Genomic DNA, 17,364 nt, shown 5'->3' with positions numbered 1-17,364 from the left:
AGTTCCACCTACCGGGGAAGGAGCAGGTCGGTTGGCTATGCTCTGCCAGCCGACCCCAGTCCGGCACTAGTCGCGTGCGCGCTTGCCAGGCTTGCTCCAGTTGACGGTGGCCTGATGTCGGTCATCATCTTCGGTATGCAGGTAACGCCGGGTGGTTTCAATCTGAGAATGACGCAGATTCTGACTGACAGTCAGCAGCGGCAGGCCGGCCTCCAACTGATGCGAGGCCGAACTGTGTCGCAACCAGTGCGTGGTGGCGTGTTCCAGATTGCCGGCAATCTGGCTGTGGCCGCTGGCTCGGGCATCATCTGCGGCGGATTTCATGATGGATTTGATGATTTTGTACAGCGAATCGGCGCGGATTGCGGCCATTTCACCATACACGCTGCAAACCAGCGGCGTGGTTTCAGCCGGCGAGGGCAGGGGAGTCAGTCCCAGAAAACTGCGATAGCGCTGCAAGGCAGTCAACAGGGCAGCCGGCACCGGTACCAACCCCTCCTTGTCACCTTTTCCCGTCACCCGGAACCACCAGTTGCCCCGGATCAGCCGTATGTCTGCCATGCGTGCTGCTGGAATTTCGCGCAAGCGTGCCGCAGTGTAGTAGTACAACGAAATAATCCACAAAGCCCGCTCGGCATGGCGTTTTTCCCGCTCGGTTTCTGCCGGCAGGGTCTCCAGCCAGTTGAACAGGAAATCGATGGTTTCCTTTTCCAGCAGGCGTTCATCATGAATGGCCCGTGCGTCGGGTGAGCGGCCACGCTTGAGTGCGAACGGGTTGTGGCGCAGATAGCCAGCCTCAACCAGATAGCGGAACAGATTGGCCAGGATGACCTGGGCCTGCAGGCAGGACGATTCCGACAAACCGTGCTTGTGCGGCGACCACTTGGCAAATGGTTTCCAGTCAGGATGGCTGCGCGGCCGGGTTGGCCCGCACCAGCTGACATCCGGATTGCGCAGAAAATCGCTGTATTCCAGCACGTCATCACGATTGATATCCGACAGGTTCTTGCCGCGCTTGAGCGAGGCCCACAGCAAAAAGCGCTCGGCCTCCTTGCGATACGAATCCAGCGTTCGCGGCCGGCTGTGGTATTCCTTGAGCCAGGTGCGCACAGCCTCGACATCGGAATCGGCATCAATCAGGCAAGCGCCTTGCTGGCGATTCCAGCCGTGGGCCGTAGCAGGCTGCAGCGTCGCCGAACTGGCAGTTGCCGACTCGCCATCTGATTCAATGATCAAGGCAGGGAAATTCAATCAGTCACTCCAGCACCAGCTAAAACCGCCAATGGTACGGTTGTTAATTTGTAAGAATACATTGAAATAAATATCAACATTATGTGGATAATGGTGAATTATAACCGGGTTTTTGCCAGCTCGCCTGCTCTTGTCAATGATCAAACGCACCGTTGGCGTTGCTTGTGACGCTAAGGGATTCTGCCCGCAGGGGAGGTGTGGCCCTACGCGCTCTGTCAGGGTGATTCCAAGACGTCCGGGCCGCCAGCAAGACCCCGACCCGACGCACAGCCCCAACCGGTTCAGAGAGTCGAAGCCATCTTAGCTGAGGGTTCGCCGGTGAGCTATGCGCTCTTGCTTGTGCTGCCGCCGCCATTTGCAGTACCAGCTTGGTTGCACAGCCTTATGCCGTAAGTCTAGATGCAGCCAGCAAGTCACCGGTTCACTTAACCAGGCTCATTCAGCATTCATCCTGCTGCCACAGTCCACGCGTGAACTATGGTCCGACTGGGCTTCATCTGAAAGCCAGTCAGCCACAGCTGATCAAGCGCTGGATCAGCACCCATCACCGAATGTGCGACTTACTGCAACGTTTGGACTGATCTGCGTAACTACACACCGACTGGCCACGCAAATCATCAAGGGTCGCTTGCTTATGCATGCTCAATCTCGCATACAAGTCCATTACGGCGCTGCGTGCAGGATCTACCGCTCGCAATAACCACCAGTCGCGTAGCGTGTACTCACACATGCGTTATCAATCACTGCGCACCAATCACAATCGCTAATTTGACATAATATATATTATGCGAACTAACGTAAATCGCGGAATTGAGCAAAAACCATGCTCTTGCAATGGTCATATATGGCTTCTCACCCGACTGGCTGGCCGTTACCATAGTTGGCTTGACCCACCGCACTGAAAGACAAGCATCATGCAATACCGCAAGTTGGGCGACACCGATATCTCAGTCAGCGTGATCGCTCTGGGCACCATGACCTGGGGCGAACAGAATACCGAGGCCGAAGCACATAGTCAGATCGATCTGGCGCTGGAGCACGGCGTTAACCTGATTGACGCTGCCGAGATGTATCCGGTACCGCCACGGCCGGAAACCCAGGGCTTGACCGAGAGCTATATCGGCAGCTGGCTGAAAAAATCCGGCTTGCGTGAGCGCATTGTGCTGGCCAGCAAGGCTGTTGGCCCGGCGTCCGATCCCAAGCGACCAAGCCACTTTCGTGATGGCAAACCGCATTTCGATCGCAAGAACCTGACCCAGGCACTGGACGACAGTCTGCGTCGGCTGCAAACCGATTATCTGGATCTGTATCAGCTGCACTGGCCGGATCGCACCGCCAATACCTTTGGCACACTCGGCTTTCCCTGGCAGGACGATCCGGATGGCAGTACGCCGATCGAGGAAACGCTGGCCATTCTCAAGGAGTTCATTGATGCGGGTAAAATCCGTGCCATTGGTTTGTCCAATGAAACGCCCTGGGGGTTGGCTCAGTTCCTGAAAGCCTCGGAAAATCTGGGTTTGCCACGCGTAGTCAGCATTCAGAATCCTTACAGCTTGCTCAATCGCCTGTTCGAAATCGGTCTATCCGAGTTCAGCCGGCGGGAAAATATTGGTTTGCTGGCTTATTCGCCGCTGGCTTTTGGTGTGTTGTCCGGTAAATACCTGAATGGCGCGCGGCCTGCTGCGGCGCGCTTGACGCTGTTTGAGCGCTTTACCCGCTATAGCAGTGAGGGCGCGGCCCTGGCTGCGCAGGCTTATGTCGATCTGGCACAGCGCCATGGCCTGAGCCCAGCCCAGATGGCACTGGCTTTCGTCAATAGCCGCCCTTTCGTGACCAGCAACATTATTGGTGCAACCACCCTGCCCCAACTGCAGGAAAATCTGGACAGCATTCATTTGACGCTGGATGAGGCGCTTACGCAGGAGCTGGAGGCGATTCACAGCCGCATGCCCAACCCCTGCCCTTGAGTTCTGTTTTGCCAGACGTAAAAAAGCCCTGATTTATCAGGGCTTTTTCTTGAATAGTCGTGCCTATCCAGCTTACTCGATGTCTTTTTCGCGCTGATACAGGGCGTAGCTGAAAATCGGCCAGCCGGATGCCAGCGCTTGTTCCAGCGTCAGTTGTTGCGGCTGCCAGTGTTCCGGCTGTTCGTCGTCGAATTCGCCGAACACGTCGTACAGGGTGGCGGACAGTACGTCATCCAGTTCGTCGGCGGATTTCATTTCCACCACGATGAAGTCGTACATTTTTTCCCATTCGCTGGAATTGCGCATCGGGATCTTGAAGAACACCATACTGTTACTCCTGTTATCAATGCGGGCCGCAAGGCTGCGACCCTGCTTCATGTTTCGCTGGGCGCTATCTTACCATTTGCACGGAATTGTTCATCCCCTGTCTGGGACAAGCCGGCGCGCCGGGAGTTTGTTCGACTGCTGCCCGATGGGGCATTTCATTCATCGTCGCCCTCCCCGGCGGCGGCGTCCAGCAAGTGGCCGGGCAGCTGCTTGTTGGGTTTGATACCCATCTTGCGCAGCTTTTCCGCACTGGACAGCAAATTGCCGCGGCCGCTGGAGAGTTGCTTCATGGCATCGCCAAAGGTATCGCGAGTACTGTCCAGCTGCTTGCCCAGTTTTTCCATATTGCCGACGAAGCCAGCCAGCTTGTCGTACATGGCACCGCTCTGCCGGGCAATTTCCTGGGCGTTCTGGTTCTGGTATTCGTAGCGCCAGATGCTGGCCACCGTACGCAGGGTAGCCAGCAGGGTGCTGGGGCCGACGATCATGATGCGCCGCTCGAAGGCCTCGTTGAACAGGCTCATGTCTTGCTGCACTGCCAGCAGATAGGCCGGCTCGACTGGAATGAACATGAAAACGAAATCGACGGTATTGAGGTGATAAAGATCCTGGTAGCGCTTTTCCGACAAGCTGCGAATATGCTGGCGGATGGCCGCCACATGCAGTTTCAGCTCTTGTTCACGCACGGATTCGTCATCGCTGGCCACATAGCGCACATAGGCATTGAGGCTGACCTTGGAATCAACCACCAGCTGCTTGCCTTCCGGCAGGTCGATCACCACGTCGGGTTGGTAGCGCTTGAGGCCATCTTCGGTTTCCACCACATCTGACACCTGCACCCGGTATTCGCGGTCACGGGTCAGGCCAGATGTTTCCAGCACCTTTTCCAGCACCATCTCACCCCAGCCACCCTGAGTCTTGTTGCTGGCACCGGTCAGCGCCTGGGTCAGTGCCACTGCATCGTGGTTCAGCCGGGTATTCAGTTCCTGCAGGCGGCGCAGTTCGTTCTCCAGCGTCAGTCGTTCTTTGGAGTCCTTGTCATAGGTGTCCTGCACCAGCTTGCCAAAGCCCTGGATGCGCTCGTGCAGCGGCCCCAGCATGGCACCGATGTTCTGCTGGTTCTGCTCGGTAAACCGTTTGGATTTTTCTTCGAGAATATCGCTGGCCAGCGCCTTGAACTGGTTGCTGAGCATTTCACGTGCTTCGCTGAGCAAGGCCAGCTTTTCGGCCGATTGCTGCTTTTCCTGCTGCAACAGGGTTTGCAGTTCCAGCTCCCTGCCGCCCAGTCGCACCAGTTCATCTGCATGCTGGCGCAATTGCTGCTGCTGTTGCTGCCACTCGCTACGCAGCTGCTCCAGCTGTTTGACTTGCTCCTGCCGGCTGGCCCAATGCGCTGCGGTCTGTTGCTGTGCCTCGTTCAACTGCTGGCGCAGGGTGGCTAGTTCCTGCTGCAGCCGGCTCTCACGCTGCGCGGCCTGCGTACCATTGTCCTGTGCTGCCTGCAGCTGCGCCTGCAGGGTGGCTTCGCGCTGCAGCCATTGCTGGTATTCCAGCTGCTGGCGGCGCTGTAGTTGGTAACGCGCCAGCAGCAGGCCGCTTGCCGCGCCCAGTAATATACCCAGTGCCAACTCAATCATCGCTTCATCCTGCTACCTGTCGGTTTGCTGGCAAGCATAGCCGATAATTTGAATTCGTACCAATTCATCCGCAATGCTGCTGCCTTGTCATGTGCTGGCTTGTTTCCATGAGGTCGGGCGTCAGTTCCTGCGGCCTGCCTCCGCATTCATTTATGACCATGGAAACTTCCTGACATGCAGCCATGTCAGCCACCAAGCTTCATGCTTCGGCACAAAATACCTTCCGCGTAGGCAATGCGGTCATGCCGTATCCCGTTTCCATCCATATCCAGCCCGCAAGGTTCTTACCATGCCCAGTCTTCAACCATTTTTACAGCACATCCAGGCGCGCAATCCCGATCAGCCAGAATACTTGCAAGCGGTAAGCGAGGTCATCGCCAGCCTGGAACCGTTTTTGCAGCAGCATCCGCGCTATACCGAGCAGTCCTTACTGGAGCGGCTGGTCGAGCCCGAGCGCATCGTGATGTTCCGCGTCTGCTGGACCGACGACCACGGCCGGGTGCAGGTCAATCGTGGCTATCGCATCCAGCACAGCATGGCCATTGGCCCTTACAAGGGCGGCATTCGCTTCCATCCCTCGGTCAATCTGTCGGTACTGAAGTTTCTGGCGTTTGAGCAAACCCTGAAAAACGCACTGACCACCTTGCCGATGGGCGGAGCCAAAGGCGGTGCCGATTTCGACCCCAAGGGCAAGAGCCCGGCCGAGGTGATGCGCTTTTGCCAGGCATTTGCCAGCGAACTGCAACGCCATATCGGCGCGGATACTGATGTGCCAGCCGGCGACATTGGCGTCGGCGGCCGCGAAGTGGGCTATATGGCCGGCATGGTGAAGAAGCTGAGCAATCGTGCCGACTGCGTGTTTACTGGCAAGGGGCTGAGTTATGGCGGCTCGCTGATGCGGCCGGAAGCCACCGGTTTTGGCACGGTTTATTTCGCTCAGGAGATGCTGCAGACCCGTGGCCTGTCGCTGGAAGGCTTGCGCGTCAGCGTGTCTGGCTCAGGCAATGTGGCGCAATACGCGGTGGTCAAGGCCATGGAGCTGGGCGCCAAGGTGCTGACGGCTTCCGACTCCAGCGGCACGGTTATCGATGAGGCTGGTTTTACCACCGCAAAGCTGGCTGAGCTGATGGAAGTGAAAAACCATTTGTATGGTCGGGTCAGCGACTATGCCGCCCGCCTGGGGCTGCCGTTTCATGCCGGCATCCGCCCCTGGGGTGTGCCGGTGGACGTTGCCCTGCCCTGCGCCACCCAGAACGAACTGAATGAAAGCGATGCGCGCCAACTGATTGCCAATGGTGTGTGCTGTGTGGCCGAGGGGGCAAACATGCCCTCCACGCTGGAAGCCGTGCGCTTGTTCGAGGAAGCTGGCGTGCTGTATGCCCCGGGCAAGGCCAGTAATGCGGGCGGGGTGGCGACCTCCGGCCTCGAGATGAGCCAGAACGCCGCCCGGCTGAACTGGAGCCATGGCGAGGTTGATGCGCGCCTGCACGCCATCATGCAGGGTATTCATCAGGCCTGCCTGGCTCACGGCCGCGGGCCGGATGGCCGCCACAGCTATGTGCGCGGTGCCAATATCGCCGGTTTTGTCAAAGTGGCGGATGCCATGCTGGCGCAAGGCGTGTTGTAACCTTGGGACTGGCGGCGGCTGGGAGATATCAGCCACCGTCAGTTCAAGCGCAATGGACTATTCTGCCGCCGCCCAGTGTTGCAGATAGATCTGCAGCTCCTTGCGGCCCTGCCATTCATTGGCCACCAGTTGGTAGACGGCATTGATATTGTCCGGCAGCCAATCCACCTGGTTGAACAGCATGGCGTCGAATTCCTGACCCTGCTTGGCAATACGCAGTTTCAGATGCTTATCACCCACTACCCGCTGGCTCATCACGGCAAAACGGTCGTAAAAATACGGCACCGGGAAGCCCTGCCCCCACACCTCGGCCGCCAGTTCTTCAGCAAAAGGCAGGTGCAGCTCACGCGCATCCAGCCCGCCATCGGTTTCGATGGTGCGGGTCAGCTGGTTTTCATCCAGCAGCTCGCGCGCCACTTGCTCGAAAGCCTGCTGGAATTCGCCAAAGCGCGCTTCTGCCAGCGTCATGCCGGCTGCCATGGCATGGCCACCGAATTTCAGGATCAGCCCCGGATGGCGCTTGTACACCAGATCCAGCGCATCGCGCAGATGAAAGCCGGGAATGGAACGCCCCGAGCCCTTGATTTCGCCTTCGTCACCAGGGGCGAAAACAATGGATGGCCGATGGAAGCGTTCTTTCAGACGCGAGGCGACAATGCCCACCACGCCCTGATGCCAGTCGTCACGGTATAAGGTGAGGGTGTAGCGGTCAGCCGGATCAAAACTGGCCAGTACGGCCAGGGCTTCGTCCTGCATGCCGTGCTCGATCACCCGGCGCTCGCGGTTGAGCCGGTCCAGCTCCTGCGCCAGCGTCATAGCCTGGCTTTCATTGCCAGCCAGCAGGCAGGCAATGCCCAGACTCATGTCATCCAGCCGCCCGGCAGCATTCAGCCTTGGCCCCAGGGTAAAGCCCAAATCAAAGGTGTTGGCCTTGTAGTGGGCGCGGCCGGCAATGCGAAACAGGGCGGCAATTCCCGGTGCCATGCGTCCGGCGCGCATGCGGCGCAGGCCGTTTTCCACCAAAATGCGGTTGTTCTGGTCCAACCTGACCACGTCAGCCACCGTGCCCAGCGCCACATAATCCAGCAATTCACCCAGATTCGGCTCGGTCTTGCCGGCATACACGCCACGCTGGCGTTGTTCGGCACGCAAGGCCATCAATACATAGAACATCACCCCCACTCCGGCCAGATTCTTGGACGGGAAATCGCAGCCCGGCTGATTGGGGTTGACGATCAGCGCCTGCGGCAGGGTATCGCCCGGCAGGTGATGGTCGGTAATCAATACTTCGATGCCCAGCTCGCGTGCCCGCTCCACCCCGGCCACGCTGGCAATGCCGTTGTCCACGGTGACAATGATGTCCGGCTGGCTTTGCGCGGCCAGTTCGACAATTTCCGGCGTCAGGCCATAGCCGTATTCAAAGCGGTTGGGGACGATGAAGTCCACCTTGCCGCCCAGCATGGATAGGCCTTTTACCGCTACCGAGCACGCGGTTGCACCATCGGCGTCGTAATCGGCCACCACCAGCATGCGCTGGCTGCTTGTGATGGCATCGGCCAGGCGCTGGGCCATGGCCTGGATGTTCTTCATCTGCTGATAAGGCAGCAGGGCCTTGAGGGCGTAGTCCAGCTCCTCGCTGCCGGCGATGCCACGGGCGGCATACAGCCGCGCCATCAGCGGGCTCAGCCCCTGGGCCACCAGGGTGGAGTGAGAGTCTGCGGAGACGCTGCGGGTAACAATGTGCGACATAGTGTTCTCAGTACACGGCAGCCAGCGCTTGCGGCCGCTGCCAGAATTTCCACAGCGCGCGGCGGGAAATGGTTAGCTCGAAACCAGCCGGGCCATGGCACAGCAAGCGCAGCTGTTGCAGCTGCCCCTGCCGTAATAGCTGCAGCAAGGGCGCAAACCAGTCCTGTTCCATGCGCTGCAGTTGTTCGCGCCAGCCCCAGGCGTCGCGATACTGCGCCGCCGCCAGCAGGGCATCCTGCACCAGCAGCACATGCTCGCTATTGCCGGCAGTAGCCAGCAGTCCATCACCAGCGTAAGGGACTGCGTCACAGGGCAGCCCGGCGGCCGTCGCCTGCAGTTGCAGCAGTTCATCATCGGCCAGAACCAGATCTGGCCGCTCCACTGCTGCATCCGGCCCGGCTTCGATGGCATCGCCCCACAGCCAGACACTGTTGACCGGCAACTCGCCGCGCGCTTCGCGCTCATCATTCAGCGGGTGGATGTACAGCAGCATCTGCATCTCATTGAGCAGACGACTCCAGTGCAGGCCGCGCTCACCAGCGGGCAGGTGTTCGTTGACGTTTTCTCCCACGGCATCCGGCAGCGGGGTAAACGTGGCCCGGCTGGCATCCGGCAGTTGCAGCAGCCAGCGCCCCGGTTGCGGCGCATGAAATTGCAGACCGTCTTCGGCAAAGTGCTGGTTCAGGCTGAGCAGCAGCGCATCGGCCTCGTGCTGGGCGAGGGCCATTACCCCGACATCGGCCAGCAGGGCGCGGTCGCGGTCGATGCGCACATGCACCGGATCGGCCAGCAGCCAGTGGCCGGCGTCCAGTCCGGCGCGGCGTGCCAGCTGGCTGGCAATGCTTTCACCGGGCATGCCCAGCAGCTGCTGATAGAGCTGGCTCAGCGTCGTGGGTGCGGTTTGCCGGGTTCCGCGCCCCAGCAGAGTGGATAGTGCTGGCAGTGCCAGTCCACGGCAAACTTCGGCCCCGTCATGGGCATCCAGCCAGCTCAGGCCAGGCATCAGCAGTGTCAGCTTCATTGATTGAGGTACAGGCAGGTGGCGGGCATGTTTCATGTCCGCACAGCACTCGGCAGCGAGGCCAAGTCCTTCATTGAATGGATGGTTTTCGGAACTTATGACAGCCGGACCCAACCAAGATGGTCGGGCGCAATGCCACTTGTCACAAACCCTGTATTTTCCCGGAAGCACGCATGGCGTCCACCAAAACATGAATTATCGCAAACTGCTGCAGTTCCCGCAAAATTGTACCCGTCGTCTGATCAATCATCATCTGAGCTGGCTGGGCCTGGCCGCCAGCCTGCCCTTGTTCGGCATGGTCACCGCCTTTGCCGTGGCACCGGGCGACCCGCATGCGGCCGCCGCCGAAGTGCGCCAGCGCATGGTGACCGAAAAACTGGCATTGCCGGCCTTCACTCCGTCGACCAGTGGTACGCGCTACTGGCGCAATGAAACGGTGAATCGTGGCGACACCATTGCCCGCGTACTGAACCGGCTAGGCGTGCGCGATAGTGAGGCGCGGCGTTTTCTTTATTCCAGCCCACTGTCACGCGACCTGCTCAAGCTGAATACCGGTGCCACCCTTGCAGTGGAAACCAGTGATGAGGGCGAACTGTACGCCCTGCGTTTTCTGAATGATGACGAAAACGGCGAAAAAGTGCTGGTGGCCATCGCCAAACAGGGCGATCAATGGCAGGCCAGTGCCGACCCGCTGGCGACCGAGAGCATGGACAGCCTGCGCTCCATCACCATCCGCCGCAGCGCCCAGCGCGAGCTGCAAGCGGCCGGCGTCCCGCGCGAGGTGATGGCGCAACTGGCAGACATCTTTGCCGACCAGTTCGCGCTGGACAGCCTGCAGCCTGGCGACAGCATTCAACTGGTCTTCGAAAGCCTGATCTACAATGGCAGCCCCATTGCCAATGGCAATATCCTGGCTGCTGAAATCAGCCGTGCGGGGCAATGGCATCGCGCCTTCTACTTTGCTCATGACAGTGAAAGCGGTGCCTATTACGATGCAGCCGGTCGGCCGGTCAAAAAGGGTTTCAGCCAGCAGCCGGTAGCCCATTACCGTATCAGCTCGGGCTTTGGCACCCGCTATCATCCGGTGCTGCATTCCCTGCGCATGCATCAGGGCGTCGATTACGCTGCTGCGCCGGGCACGCCCATTGTTGCGCCGGCTGATGGCGTGATCAGCGCCGCCGAAACGCAGAATGGCTATGGCAAAGTCATCACCCTGAGACATAATGCCAAGCTGAGCACGCTGTATGCGCACATGCAGCGTTTTGCCCCCGGCGTGAAGGCGGGCAAGCCGGTCAAGGCTGGCGATCTGCTGGGCTATGTTGGCAGCACCGGGCGTGTCACCGGGCCGCATCTGCACTTTGAGGTGAAACTCAATGGCCAGGCTGTCGATCCTGCCACCGCCGCCCTGCCCGCCCCTGGCCTGGCTGCCGGCCAGCGCCTCGCCTTTGCCAAACTCAGCAGTCAGCTGACAGACAAGCTGGCGCTATTGCGTGACACGCCGGGAACGATCGCACAACTGGATTGATGGAAAGACCGACGCAGATGACGGAGCGCTATATCGGACTGATGTCCGGCACCAGCCTTGATGGCGTGGACGCAGTTTTGCTGAGCATGGATGCGCAAGGCCGTCCTTGCGTCGAGGCCGACAGCTTTCTGGCCTTTCCGCTGGAAATCCGCCAGCAGGTGCTGCAGTTGCAGCCCACGGGCTCGGACGAGCTGGATCGCGCCGCACGGCTGGGGAATGAGCTGGCCCGGCTGTATGCCGAAGTGGTCGCGCAACTCTTGGCCGAGCAGCGGCTGCCTCCTGCTGCCATCACGGCTATCGGCTGCCACGGCCAGACCATCCGCCATGCCCCGCATGCCGGCTACACGCTGCAGATTGGCAACCACGCGCTGCTGGCCGAGCTATCCGGCATCGACGTGATCGGCGATTTTCGCAGCCGCGACGTCGCTGCGGGTGGTCATGGCGCACCGCTGGTACCGGCATTTCATCAACATGTTTTTGCCAGCGACGCGGAAAATCGCGTCATTCTGAATATCGGTGGCATCAGCAATCTGACCCGGCTGGCCAGTGGCACCGCGGTCATCGGCTTTGACTGTGGTCCGGGCAATATGCTGCTGGATGCCTGGTGCCAACGCCGCACCGGTGCCGGCTTCGATGCCAATGGCGACTGGGCGGCCAGTGGCCGGCTGCATACACCACTGTTGCAGCAGATGCTGGATGAACCCTTTTTCCGCTTGCCGCCACCCAAAAGCACCGGGCGTGACCTGTTCGATCTGGCCTGGCTGGAAGCCCAACTGGCGCTGCAGCCAGACATTCCGGCAGCCGACGTCCAGCACACCCTGCTGCAGCTGACTGCCCACAGTATTGCCGATGCCATTACCCGCTACTGTCCGGACACCCGCAGCGTCTACGTTTGCGGTGGAGGCGCGCTGAATGTCGCGCTGATGCAGGCCTTGCAACAGCAGCTGCCGCAACTGCTCATCAGCAGCACGGCCGCACTGGGTTTGCCCGTGCATCAGGTGGAAGCGGCTGCGTTCGCCTGGCTGGCCTGGTGTTTCTGTCAGCGCCAGTCCGCCAATCTGCCGGATGTTACCGGTGCCAGCGGGTTGCGGGTGCTCGGTGCCCTCTATCCGCGCTGAGCCGGCGCACCGGCCGGTAGCCTGACAACGCCAGCCACTCTGAGTGGCCTTGTCAGGCTATAATCAGCCACTGTCATAGCCCATAACGAGAAAAATGCGACTTTTCAAAAGAAAGGCCGTCGTCAAGAACAGTCAAACGCCATTGCCCCCCAAGCTTGCCAGCCTGCTGCGCGAAGCCTGGTGGCTGCTGATGGCCGTTGCTGCGGTCTACTTGGTGCTGGTACTTGCCAGCTATTCCGCACAAGACCCTTCCTGGTCACATAGCTCCTCCGACCCTACCGTGCGCAATTACGGCGGCGCGTTCGGCGCCTGGCTGTCCGACATGCTGCTCTATGTATTCGGCCTGTCCGCCTGGTGGCTGGTGGTGTTCTGCCTGGTGGCCATCGCCTGGGGCTACCGCCGCATGGAAACGCTGGGTTTTCGCCTCAATCCGATGACGCTGGCCGCCATGGGCGGTTTCTTCCTGCTGTTGCTGTCCAGCTCCAGCGTGGAAGGCATCGTCCTGGCCAGCAAACAGCTGAACTTGCCGCTGACTGCCGGCGGCATGCTGGGACACTGGCTGGGCAAAGCCCTGTCACATGGCCTGGGCCTGCCCGGTGCTTACCTGCTGCTGTCGGTGAGCGGGGCCATCGGCTTTTCGCTGTTCACCGGCCTGTCCTGGCTGGACATCATGGAAAGAATCGGTGGCACGCTGGAAGATGGCGTGCTCAAGCTGTGGCATGGCTGGCAGGCGCGCAAGGACCGCGAAATCGGCCGCGAGACCGCCCAGCAGCGCGAAGCCAAGGTCAGCACCGAAAAGAAAAAGCAGGAAGACAAGACTCCGGTGCGCATCGAAGCCACCCTTGCCGAAGTGCCGCTGTCGCCCAAGGTGCAAAAGCCGGTGCAGCAATCGCTGTTTGCCGACCCCAATCGTGGCGAGCTGCCCGGTCTGAGCCTGCTGGAAGCGCCCAAGGATCAGCATGAACCGGTTTCCGCCGAAACGGTGGAATACACTTCGCGCCTGATCGAACGCAAGCTGGCCGACTTCGGTGTGGATGTGAAAGTGATAGCCGCCTACCCCGGTCCGGTGATTACCCGCTATGAAATCGAACCGGCCGTTGGTGTCAAAGGCGCGCAAATCGTCAACCTGATGAAGGACTTGGCGCGCGCGCTGTCGCTGGTATCCGTGCGGGTGGTGGAAACCATCCCCGGCAAGACTTATATGGGTCTGGAGCTGCCCAATCCGAAGCGGCAGATCGTGCGCCTGTCGGAAATCATCGGCTCCGATGGCTACCAGAACATGACCTCCCGCCTGGCCATTGCCGTAGGCAAGGATATCGCTGGCCAGCCCGTTACGGTGGATCTGGCCAAGATGCCGCACGTGCTGGTTGCGGGCACTACTGGCTCGGGCAAGTCAGTGGCGATCAATGCCATGATTTTGTCGCTGCTGTACAAGTCCACGGCGCGTGAAGTGCGTCTGATCATGGTCGACCCGAAAATGCTGGAATTGTCGGTGTATGAAGGCATTCCGCACCTGCTGGCACCCGTGGTCACCGACATGAAACAGGCAGCCAACGCGCTTAACTGGTGCGTGGGCGAAATGGAACGGCGCTACCGCTTGATGTCCAAGCTGGGCGTGCGCAATCTGGCGGGTTACAACCAGAAGATCAAGGATGCGAACAAGGCTGGCGAGAAAATCCCCAATCCCTTCAGCCTGACCCCGGAAACGCCCGAGCCGCTGGATTCCCTGCCGCTGATCGTGGTGGTCATCGACGAGTTGGCTGACTTGATGATGGTGGCTGGCAAGAAAATCGAAGAACTCATTGCCCGCCTGGCCCAGAAAGCCCGTGCCGCCGGCATTCACTTGATTCTGGCCACCCAGCGCCCGTCGGTTGATGTGATTACCGGCCTGATCAAGGCCAATATCCCGACGCGGATTGCCTTTCAGGTATCAAGCAAGATCGACAGCCGCACCATTCTCGACCAGATGGGCGCTGAGGCCTTGCTGGGACAAGGTGACATGCTTTATCTTCCGCCAGGTTCGGGCTACCCCAACCGGGTGCACGGCGCTTTTGTCGCCGATGACGAAGTGCATCACGTGGTGGAGTTCCTCAAGACCACCGGCGAGCCGGACTACATTGAAGGCATACTCAGCGGCCAGAGCGAGGCCGACGAGGGTGCAGCCACCAGTGGCGGCGATGTTGACGGCAGCGGCGAATCCGACCCCTTGTACGACGAGGCAGTCGCCATTGTGGTGAAAACCCGCAAGGCCTCCATTTCTTCAGTGCAGCGGCATTTGCGCATTGGCTATAACCGCGCAGCGCGCCTGATCGAACAAATGGAAAGTGCAGGCCTGGTTTCCGCCATGGAAACCAATGGCAATCGCACAGTACTGGCACCGGCGCGCGAAGACTAAGCCGGCAACGCCCGTCATGCAGTAATTCAACTTGGCCACCGGCTATCCTGCCGGTGGTGCAACCCAGCACCGGTAGCGAGAAACCCATGTCCGGATACCTCCCAGAGCCCCCCTTCTCCCATGACAGCCAGGCCAAGACTGGCATTTTGCTGATCAATCTGGGTACGCCGACAGCGCCCACAGGCCAGGCAGTACGTCCTTATCTCAAGCAATTCCTGTCGGATAGCCGGGTCATTGAGATTCCCAAAGCCGTTTGGTGGCTGATCCTGAATGGCATCATTCTGAATGTGCGGCCGAAAAAATCCGCGAAAAAATACGCCAGCATCTGGAGCAAGGACGGCTCGCCGCTGCTGGTGAACACCCGCAAGCAGACTAGCCTGCTCAAAGGCCTGCTGGGCGAGCAAGGTGTACGCAATGTCGTGGTCGACTACGCCATGCGCTACGGCCAACCCTCGATCGAAAGCGTTATTCAGAACATGCGCGCCCAAGGCGTGGACAAGCTGCTGGTTGTGCCGCTGTATCCGCAATATGCCGGCTCATCCAGTGCCACCGCACTGGATGATGTGTTCCGTGTACTGATGAAGCTGCGCAACATGCCCGAACTGCGCACGGTGCGCCACTTTCATGACGACCCGGGCTATATCGATGCCCTGGCCCAGCAAGTACAGGCGCACTGGCAGCAAAATGGCCGCGCAGAAAAATTGCTGATGAGCTTTCATGGTGTACCGCGTTTCACGCTGGACAAGGGTGACCCCTATCACTGTGAATGCCTGAAAACCGGGCGTTTTCTGGCCGAACGACTGGGCCTGAGCAAGGAACAATACGTGGTCAGCTTCCAGAGCCGTTTTGGTCGTGCCGAGTGGCTGCAGCCCTATACCAGCGCCACACTGGAACAGCTCGGCAAGGCCGGCACCAAAAGTCTGGATGTGATTTGTCCCGGCTTTGTGTCTGATTGCCTGGAAACGCTGGAAGAAATCGCCATGGAAGGCAAACACAGTTTCCAAAGCAGTGGCGGCGGTGAATTTCGCTACATCTCCTGCCTGAATGACAGCCCGCAATGGATTGCTGCATTGGCGGGTATTGTGGGGAAAAATCTTCAAGGCTGGCAGGAAGTTATAGAACAAGATACCGCCAAGCGCCAGCAGCGCGCACAGTCGCTTGGAGCCAGTCGCTGACCTCCGAAAAAATAAATTTTAAACGCCCGAATAAACCCCGTTGACACTCGCGCAAACTGCTCCCCATAATCAGCGCAGCTGGTAGCCATTCCAAAAGAATGGCCTGAATCAGTAATGGGCAAGGTCTGAATTTCAATCAGGCTGCCCGCAGAGATCGCCAAGTCTACATAGATAAGATCAGGGGAAATAAAATATGAATAAGTATGCTCGTCTGAGCCTCATCGCTGCTGCTGCCATGACCCTGGCTGCCTGCGGCAAACAAGAGCAACCGGCCGCTACCGACGCCTCCGCTCCCGCAGCTGCGGCCAGCACCGGTGGCGACGTGACCGTCAAGATCGGTCAGGTATCCCCGATGTCCGGCCCGATCTCGCATCTGGGCAAAGACAACGAATTTGGCGCCAAGCTGGCCATCGAAGACCTGAACGCTGAAGGCGTTGAGATCGGCGGCAAGAAAGTCAAGTTCGAACTGGTTTCCGAAGATGACCAGGGCGATCCGAAAATCGGTACCCAGGTTGCTCAGCGCCTGGTTGATGCTGGCGTAGTCGGCGTGGTTGGCCACCTGAACTCCGGCACCACCATCCCGGCATCCAAGATCTACTCCGACGCAGGCCTGCCGCAGATTTCCCCGTCCGCCACCAACCCGGACTACACCAAGCAAGGCTTCAAGACCACCTTCCGCGTAATCGCCAACGACGTGCAGCAAGGCACGGCGCTGGGTCAGTTCGCTGCTGATGGCCTGAAAGCCAAGAAGGTCGCCATCATCGACGACCGTACCGCTTACGGCCAAGGCCTGGCAGACGAGTTTGAAAAAGCCGTCAAAGCCAAGGGCGTGGATGTGGTTAAACGCGAGTTCACCACCAACACCGCTACTGACTTCAATGCCATTCTGACCTCCATCAAGGCTACCAAGCCGGACGTCATCTTCTACGGCGGCATGGACGCACAAGCTGGCCCGCTGGCCAAGCAGATGAGCCGTCTGGGCATCAAGGCCAAGTTGATGGGTGGCGATGGCTGGCAGACCCCGGAATTCATCAAGCTGGCTGGCGACGCTTCTGAAGGTCAGTTCTCCTCCAGCTGCGGCGTTCCGCGCGACAAGATGCCGGGTTTTGCTGCCTTCAACGACAAGTTCAAGGCCAAGTTCAACACCGAAGTACAAATCTACGCTCCGTATGAATACGATGCCGTACGTGTACTGGTTGACTCGATGAAGCGTGCCAAGTCCACCGATCCCAAGGTATACCTGCCGGAAGTGGGCAAGACCGACTACACCGGCGTAACCGGCAAGATCACCTTTGACGACAAGGGCGACATCAAGAATGGTGCCGTTACCGTGTATCAGGTCAAGGGCGGCAAGTGGGAAGTGGTTTCCACTGTCGGCGGCGCACCTGCTGCTGCCAGCGCAGCTCAGTAATTCCCCCTCGCATCACCAGAAAAGCGCAGCTTCGGCTGCGCTTTTTTTATGTCTGGCCTTGAGCGTAAGCAGCCATTTTCACGGCTGCCTGATCTGGATCAGCCACAAAGGTTGACGAAATGCTGCGGAACAACAAAAATGTCCGGGTCAGTGGCGTAGAT

12 protein-coding genes are annotated in these 17,364 nt (G+C 59.4%); 7 read left to right on the top strand and 5 right to left on the bottom strand.

Features of this window, described 5'->3' with window-relative positions; all coding sequences use genetic code 11:
* Window positions 1-66: 66 nt before the first annotated feature.
* On the bottom strand, window positions 67-1,236 hold the full coding sequence (locus DBR44_RS00585; RefSeq protein ID WP_158613525.1) for a site-specific integrase: 1,170 nt from the start codon (window positions 1,234-1,236) through the stop codon (window positions 67-69).
* Window positions 1,237-2,165: 929 nt separating this feature from the next.
* Here DBR44_RS00585 and DBR44_RS00580 point away from each other — a divergent pair.
* Window positions 2,166-3,218 carry an NADP(H)-dependent aldo-keto reductase gene (locus DBR44_RS00580; protein WP_124641027.1) on the top strand — a complete coding sequence of 351 codons (1,053 nt, stop codon included), beginning with the start codon at window positions 2,166-2,168 and terminating at the stop codon, window positions 3,216-3,218.
* Window positions 3,219-3,290: 72 nt separating this feature from the next.
* On the opposite strand, the gene DBR44_RS00575 is transcribed toward DBR44_RS00580, so the two are convergent.
* On the bottom strand, window positions 3,291-3,545 hold the full coding sequence (locus DBR44_RS00575) for a hypothetical protein (protein WP_124641025.1): 255 nt from the start codon (window positions 3,543-3,545) through the stop codon (window positions 3,291-3,293).
* Window positions 3,546-3,700: 155 nt separating this feature from the next.
* Window positions 3,701-5,182: a DNA recombination protein RmuC gene (rmuC, locus tag DBR44_RS00570; RefSeq protein WP_124641023.1), complete on the bottom strand. Its 1,482-nt coding sequence runs from the start codon at window positions 5,180-5,182 to the stop codon at window positions 3,701-3,703.
* Window positions 5,183-5,471: 289 nt separating this feature from the next.
* Here rmuC and gdhA point away from each other — a divergent pair, with 289 nt between their 5' ends.
* Window positions 5,472-6,809, top strand: coding sequence for an NADP-specific glutamate dehydrogenase (gene gdhA, locus DBR44_RS00565; protein WP_124641021.1), 1,338 nt, complete (start codon window positions 5,472-5,474; stop codon window positions 6,807-6,809).
* 57 nt (window positions 6,810-6,866) lie between these two features.
* Here the strand turns inward: gdhA and recJ are convergent, their stop codons facing one another.
* A complete protein-coding gene (recJ, locus tag DBR44_RS00560) occupies window positions 6,867-8,558 on the bottom strand; it encodes a single-stranded-DNA-specific exonuclease RecJ (protein WP_124641019.1) in 1,692 nt (563 codons plus the stop codon).
* Window positions 8,559-8,565: 7 nt separating this feature from the next.
* Window positions 8,566-9,579: a hypothetical protein gene (locus tag DBR44_RS00555; RefSeq protein WP_124641017.1), complete on the bottom strand. Its 1,014-nt coding sequence runs from the start codon at window positions 9,577-9,579 to the stop codon at window positions 8,566-8,568.
* A 190-nt stretch (window positions 9,580-9,769) separates the two neighbouring features.
* Here DBR44_RS00555 and DBR44_RS00550 point away from each other — a divergent pair, with 190 nt between their 5' ends.
* The 5 genes from DBR44_RS00550 (at window position 9,770) to DBR44_RS00530 (ending at window position 17,203) form a co-directional block, all read left to right on the top strand.
* Window positions 9,770-11,104 (top strand): M23 family metallopeptidase, encoded by a 1,335-nt coding sequence (locus DBR44_RS00550; protein ID WP_124641015.1) that lies wholly within the window; start codon window positions 9,770-9,772, stop codon window positions 11,102-11,104.
* Window positions 11,104-12,222, top strand: coding sequence for an anhydro-N-acetylmuramic acid kinase (locus tag DBR44_RS00545; protein WP_233578247.1), 1,119 nt, complete (start codon window positions 11,104-11,106; stop codon window positions 12,220-12,222). The genes DBR44_RS00550 and DBR44_RS00545 overlap by 1 nt, the downstream gene beginning before the upstream one ends.
* A 94-nt stretch (window positions 12,223-12,316) precedes the next feature.
* A complete protein-coding gene (locus DBR44_RS00540; protein ID WP_124641013.1) occupies window positions 12,317-14,617 on the top strand; it encodes a DNA translocase FtsK in 2,301 nt (766 codons plus the stop codon).
* An 86-nt stretch (window positions 14,618-14,703) separates the two neighbouring features.
* A complete protein-coding gene (gene hemH, locus DBR44_RS00535) occupies window positions 14,704-15,792 on the top strand; it encodes a ferrochelatase (RefSeq protein ID WP_124641011.1) in 1,089 nt (362 codons plus the stop codon).
* Window positions 15,793-15,985: 193 nt separating this feature from the next.
* Window positions 15,986-17,203, top strand: coding sequence for a branched-chain amino acid ABC transporter substrate-binding protein (locus DBR44_RS00530; protein ID WP_124641009.1), 1,218 nt, complete (start codon window positions 15,986-15,988; stop codon window positions 17,201-17,203).
* Window positions 17,204-17,364 lie beyond the last annotated feature (161 nt).

Source organism: Aquitalea sp. FJL05 (assembly GCF_003852595.1).
Classification (GTDB): domain Bacteria; phylum Pseudomonadota; class Gammaproteobacteria; order Burkholderiales; family Chromobacteriaceae; genus Aquitalea; species Aquitalea aquatilis.
Note: the sequence above shows the minus strand (reverse complement) of the source record. Positions and strands in the feature narration are given on the sequence as shown.

Bases quoted from the DNA above. Each gene is read 5' to 3' on its own strand.
- DBR44_RS00580 (WP_124641027.1), top strand. From the start codon at position 2,166: ATGCAATACCGCAAGTTGGGCGACACCGATATCTCAGTCAGCGTGATC.
- hemH (WP_124641011.1), top strand. From the start codon at position 14,704: ATGTCCGGATACCTCCCAGAGCCCCCCTTCTCCCATGACAGCCAGGCC.
- DBR44_RS00530 (WP_124641009.1), top strand. From the start codon at position 15,986: ATGAATAAGTATGCTCGTCTGAGCCTCATCGCTGCTGCTGCCATGACC.
- recJ (WP_124641019.1), bottom strand. From the start codon at position 8,558: ATGTCGCACATTGTTACCCGCAGCGTCTCCGCAGACTCTCACTCCACC.
- DBR44_RS00540 (WP_124641013.1), top strand. From the start codon at position 12,317: ATGCGACTTTTCAAAAGAAAGGCCGTCGTCAAGAACAGTCAAACGCCA.
- gdhA (WP_124641021.1), top strand. From the start codon at position 5,472: ATGCCCAGTCTTCAACCATTTTTACAGCACATCCAGGCGCGCAATCCC.
- rmuC (WP_124641023.1), bottom strand. From the start codon at position 5,182: ATGATTGAGTTGGCACTGGGTATATTACTGGGCGCGGCAAGCGGCCTG.
- DBR44_RS00550 (WP_124641015.1), top strand. From the start codon at position 9,770: ATGAATTATCGCAAACTGCTGCAGTTCCCGCAAAATTGTACCCGTCGT.
- DBR44_RS00545 (WP_233578247.1), top strand. From the start codon at position 11,104: ATGGAAAGACCGACGCAGATGACGGAGCGCTATATCGGACTGATGTCC.
- DBR44_RS00575 (WP_124641025.1), bottom strand. From the start codon at position 3,545: ATGGTGTTCTTCAAGATCCCGATGCGCAATTCCAGCGAATGGGAAAAA.
- DBR44_RS00555 (WP_124641017.1), bottom strand. From the start codon at position 9,579: ATGAAGCTGACACTGCTGATGCCTGGCCTGAGCTGGCTGGATGCCCAT.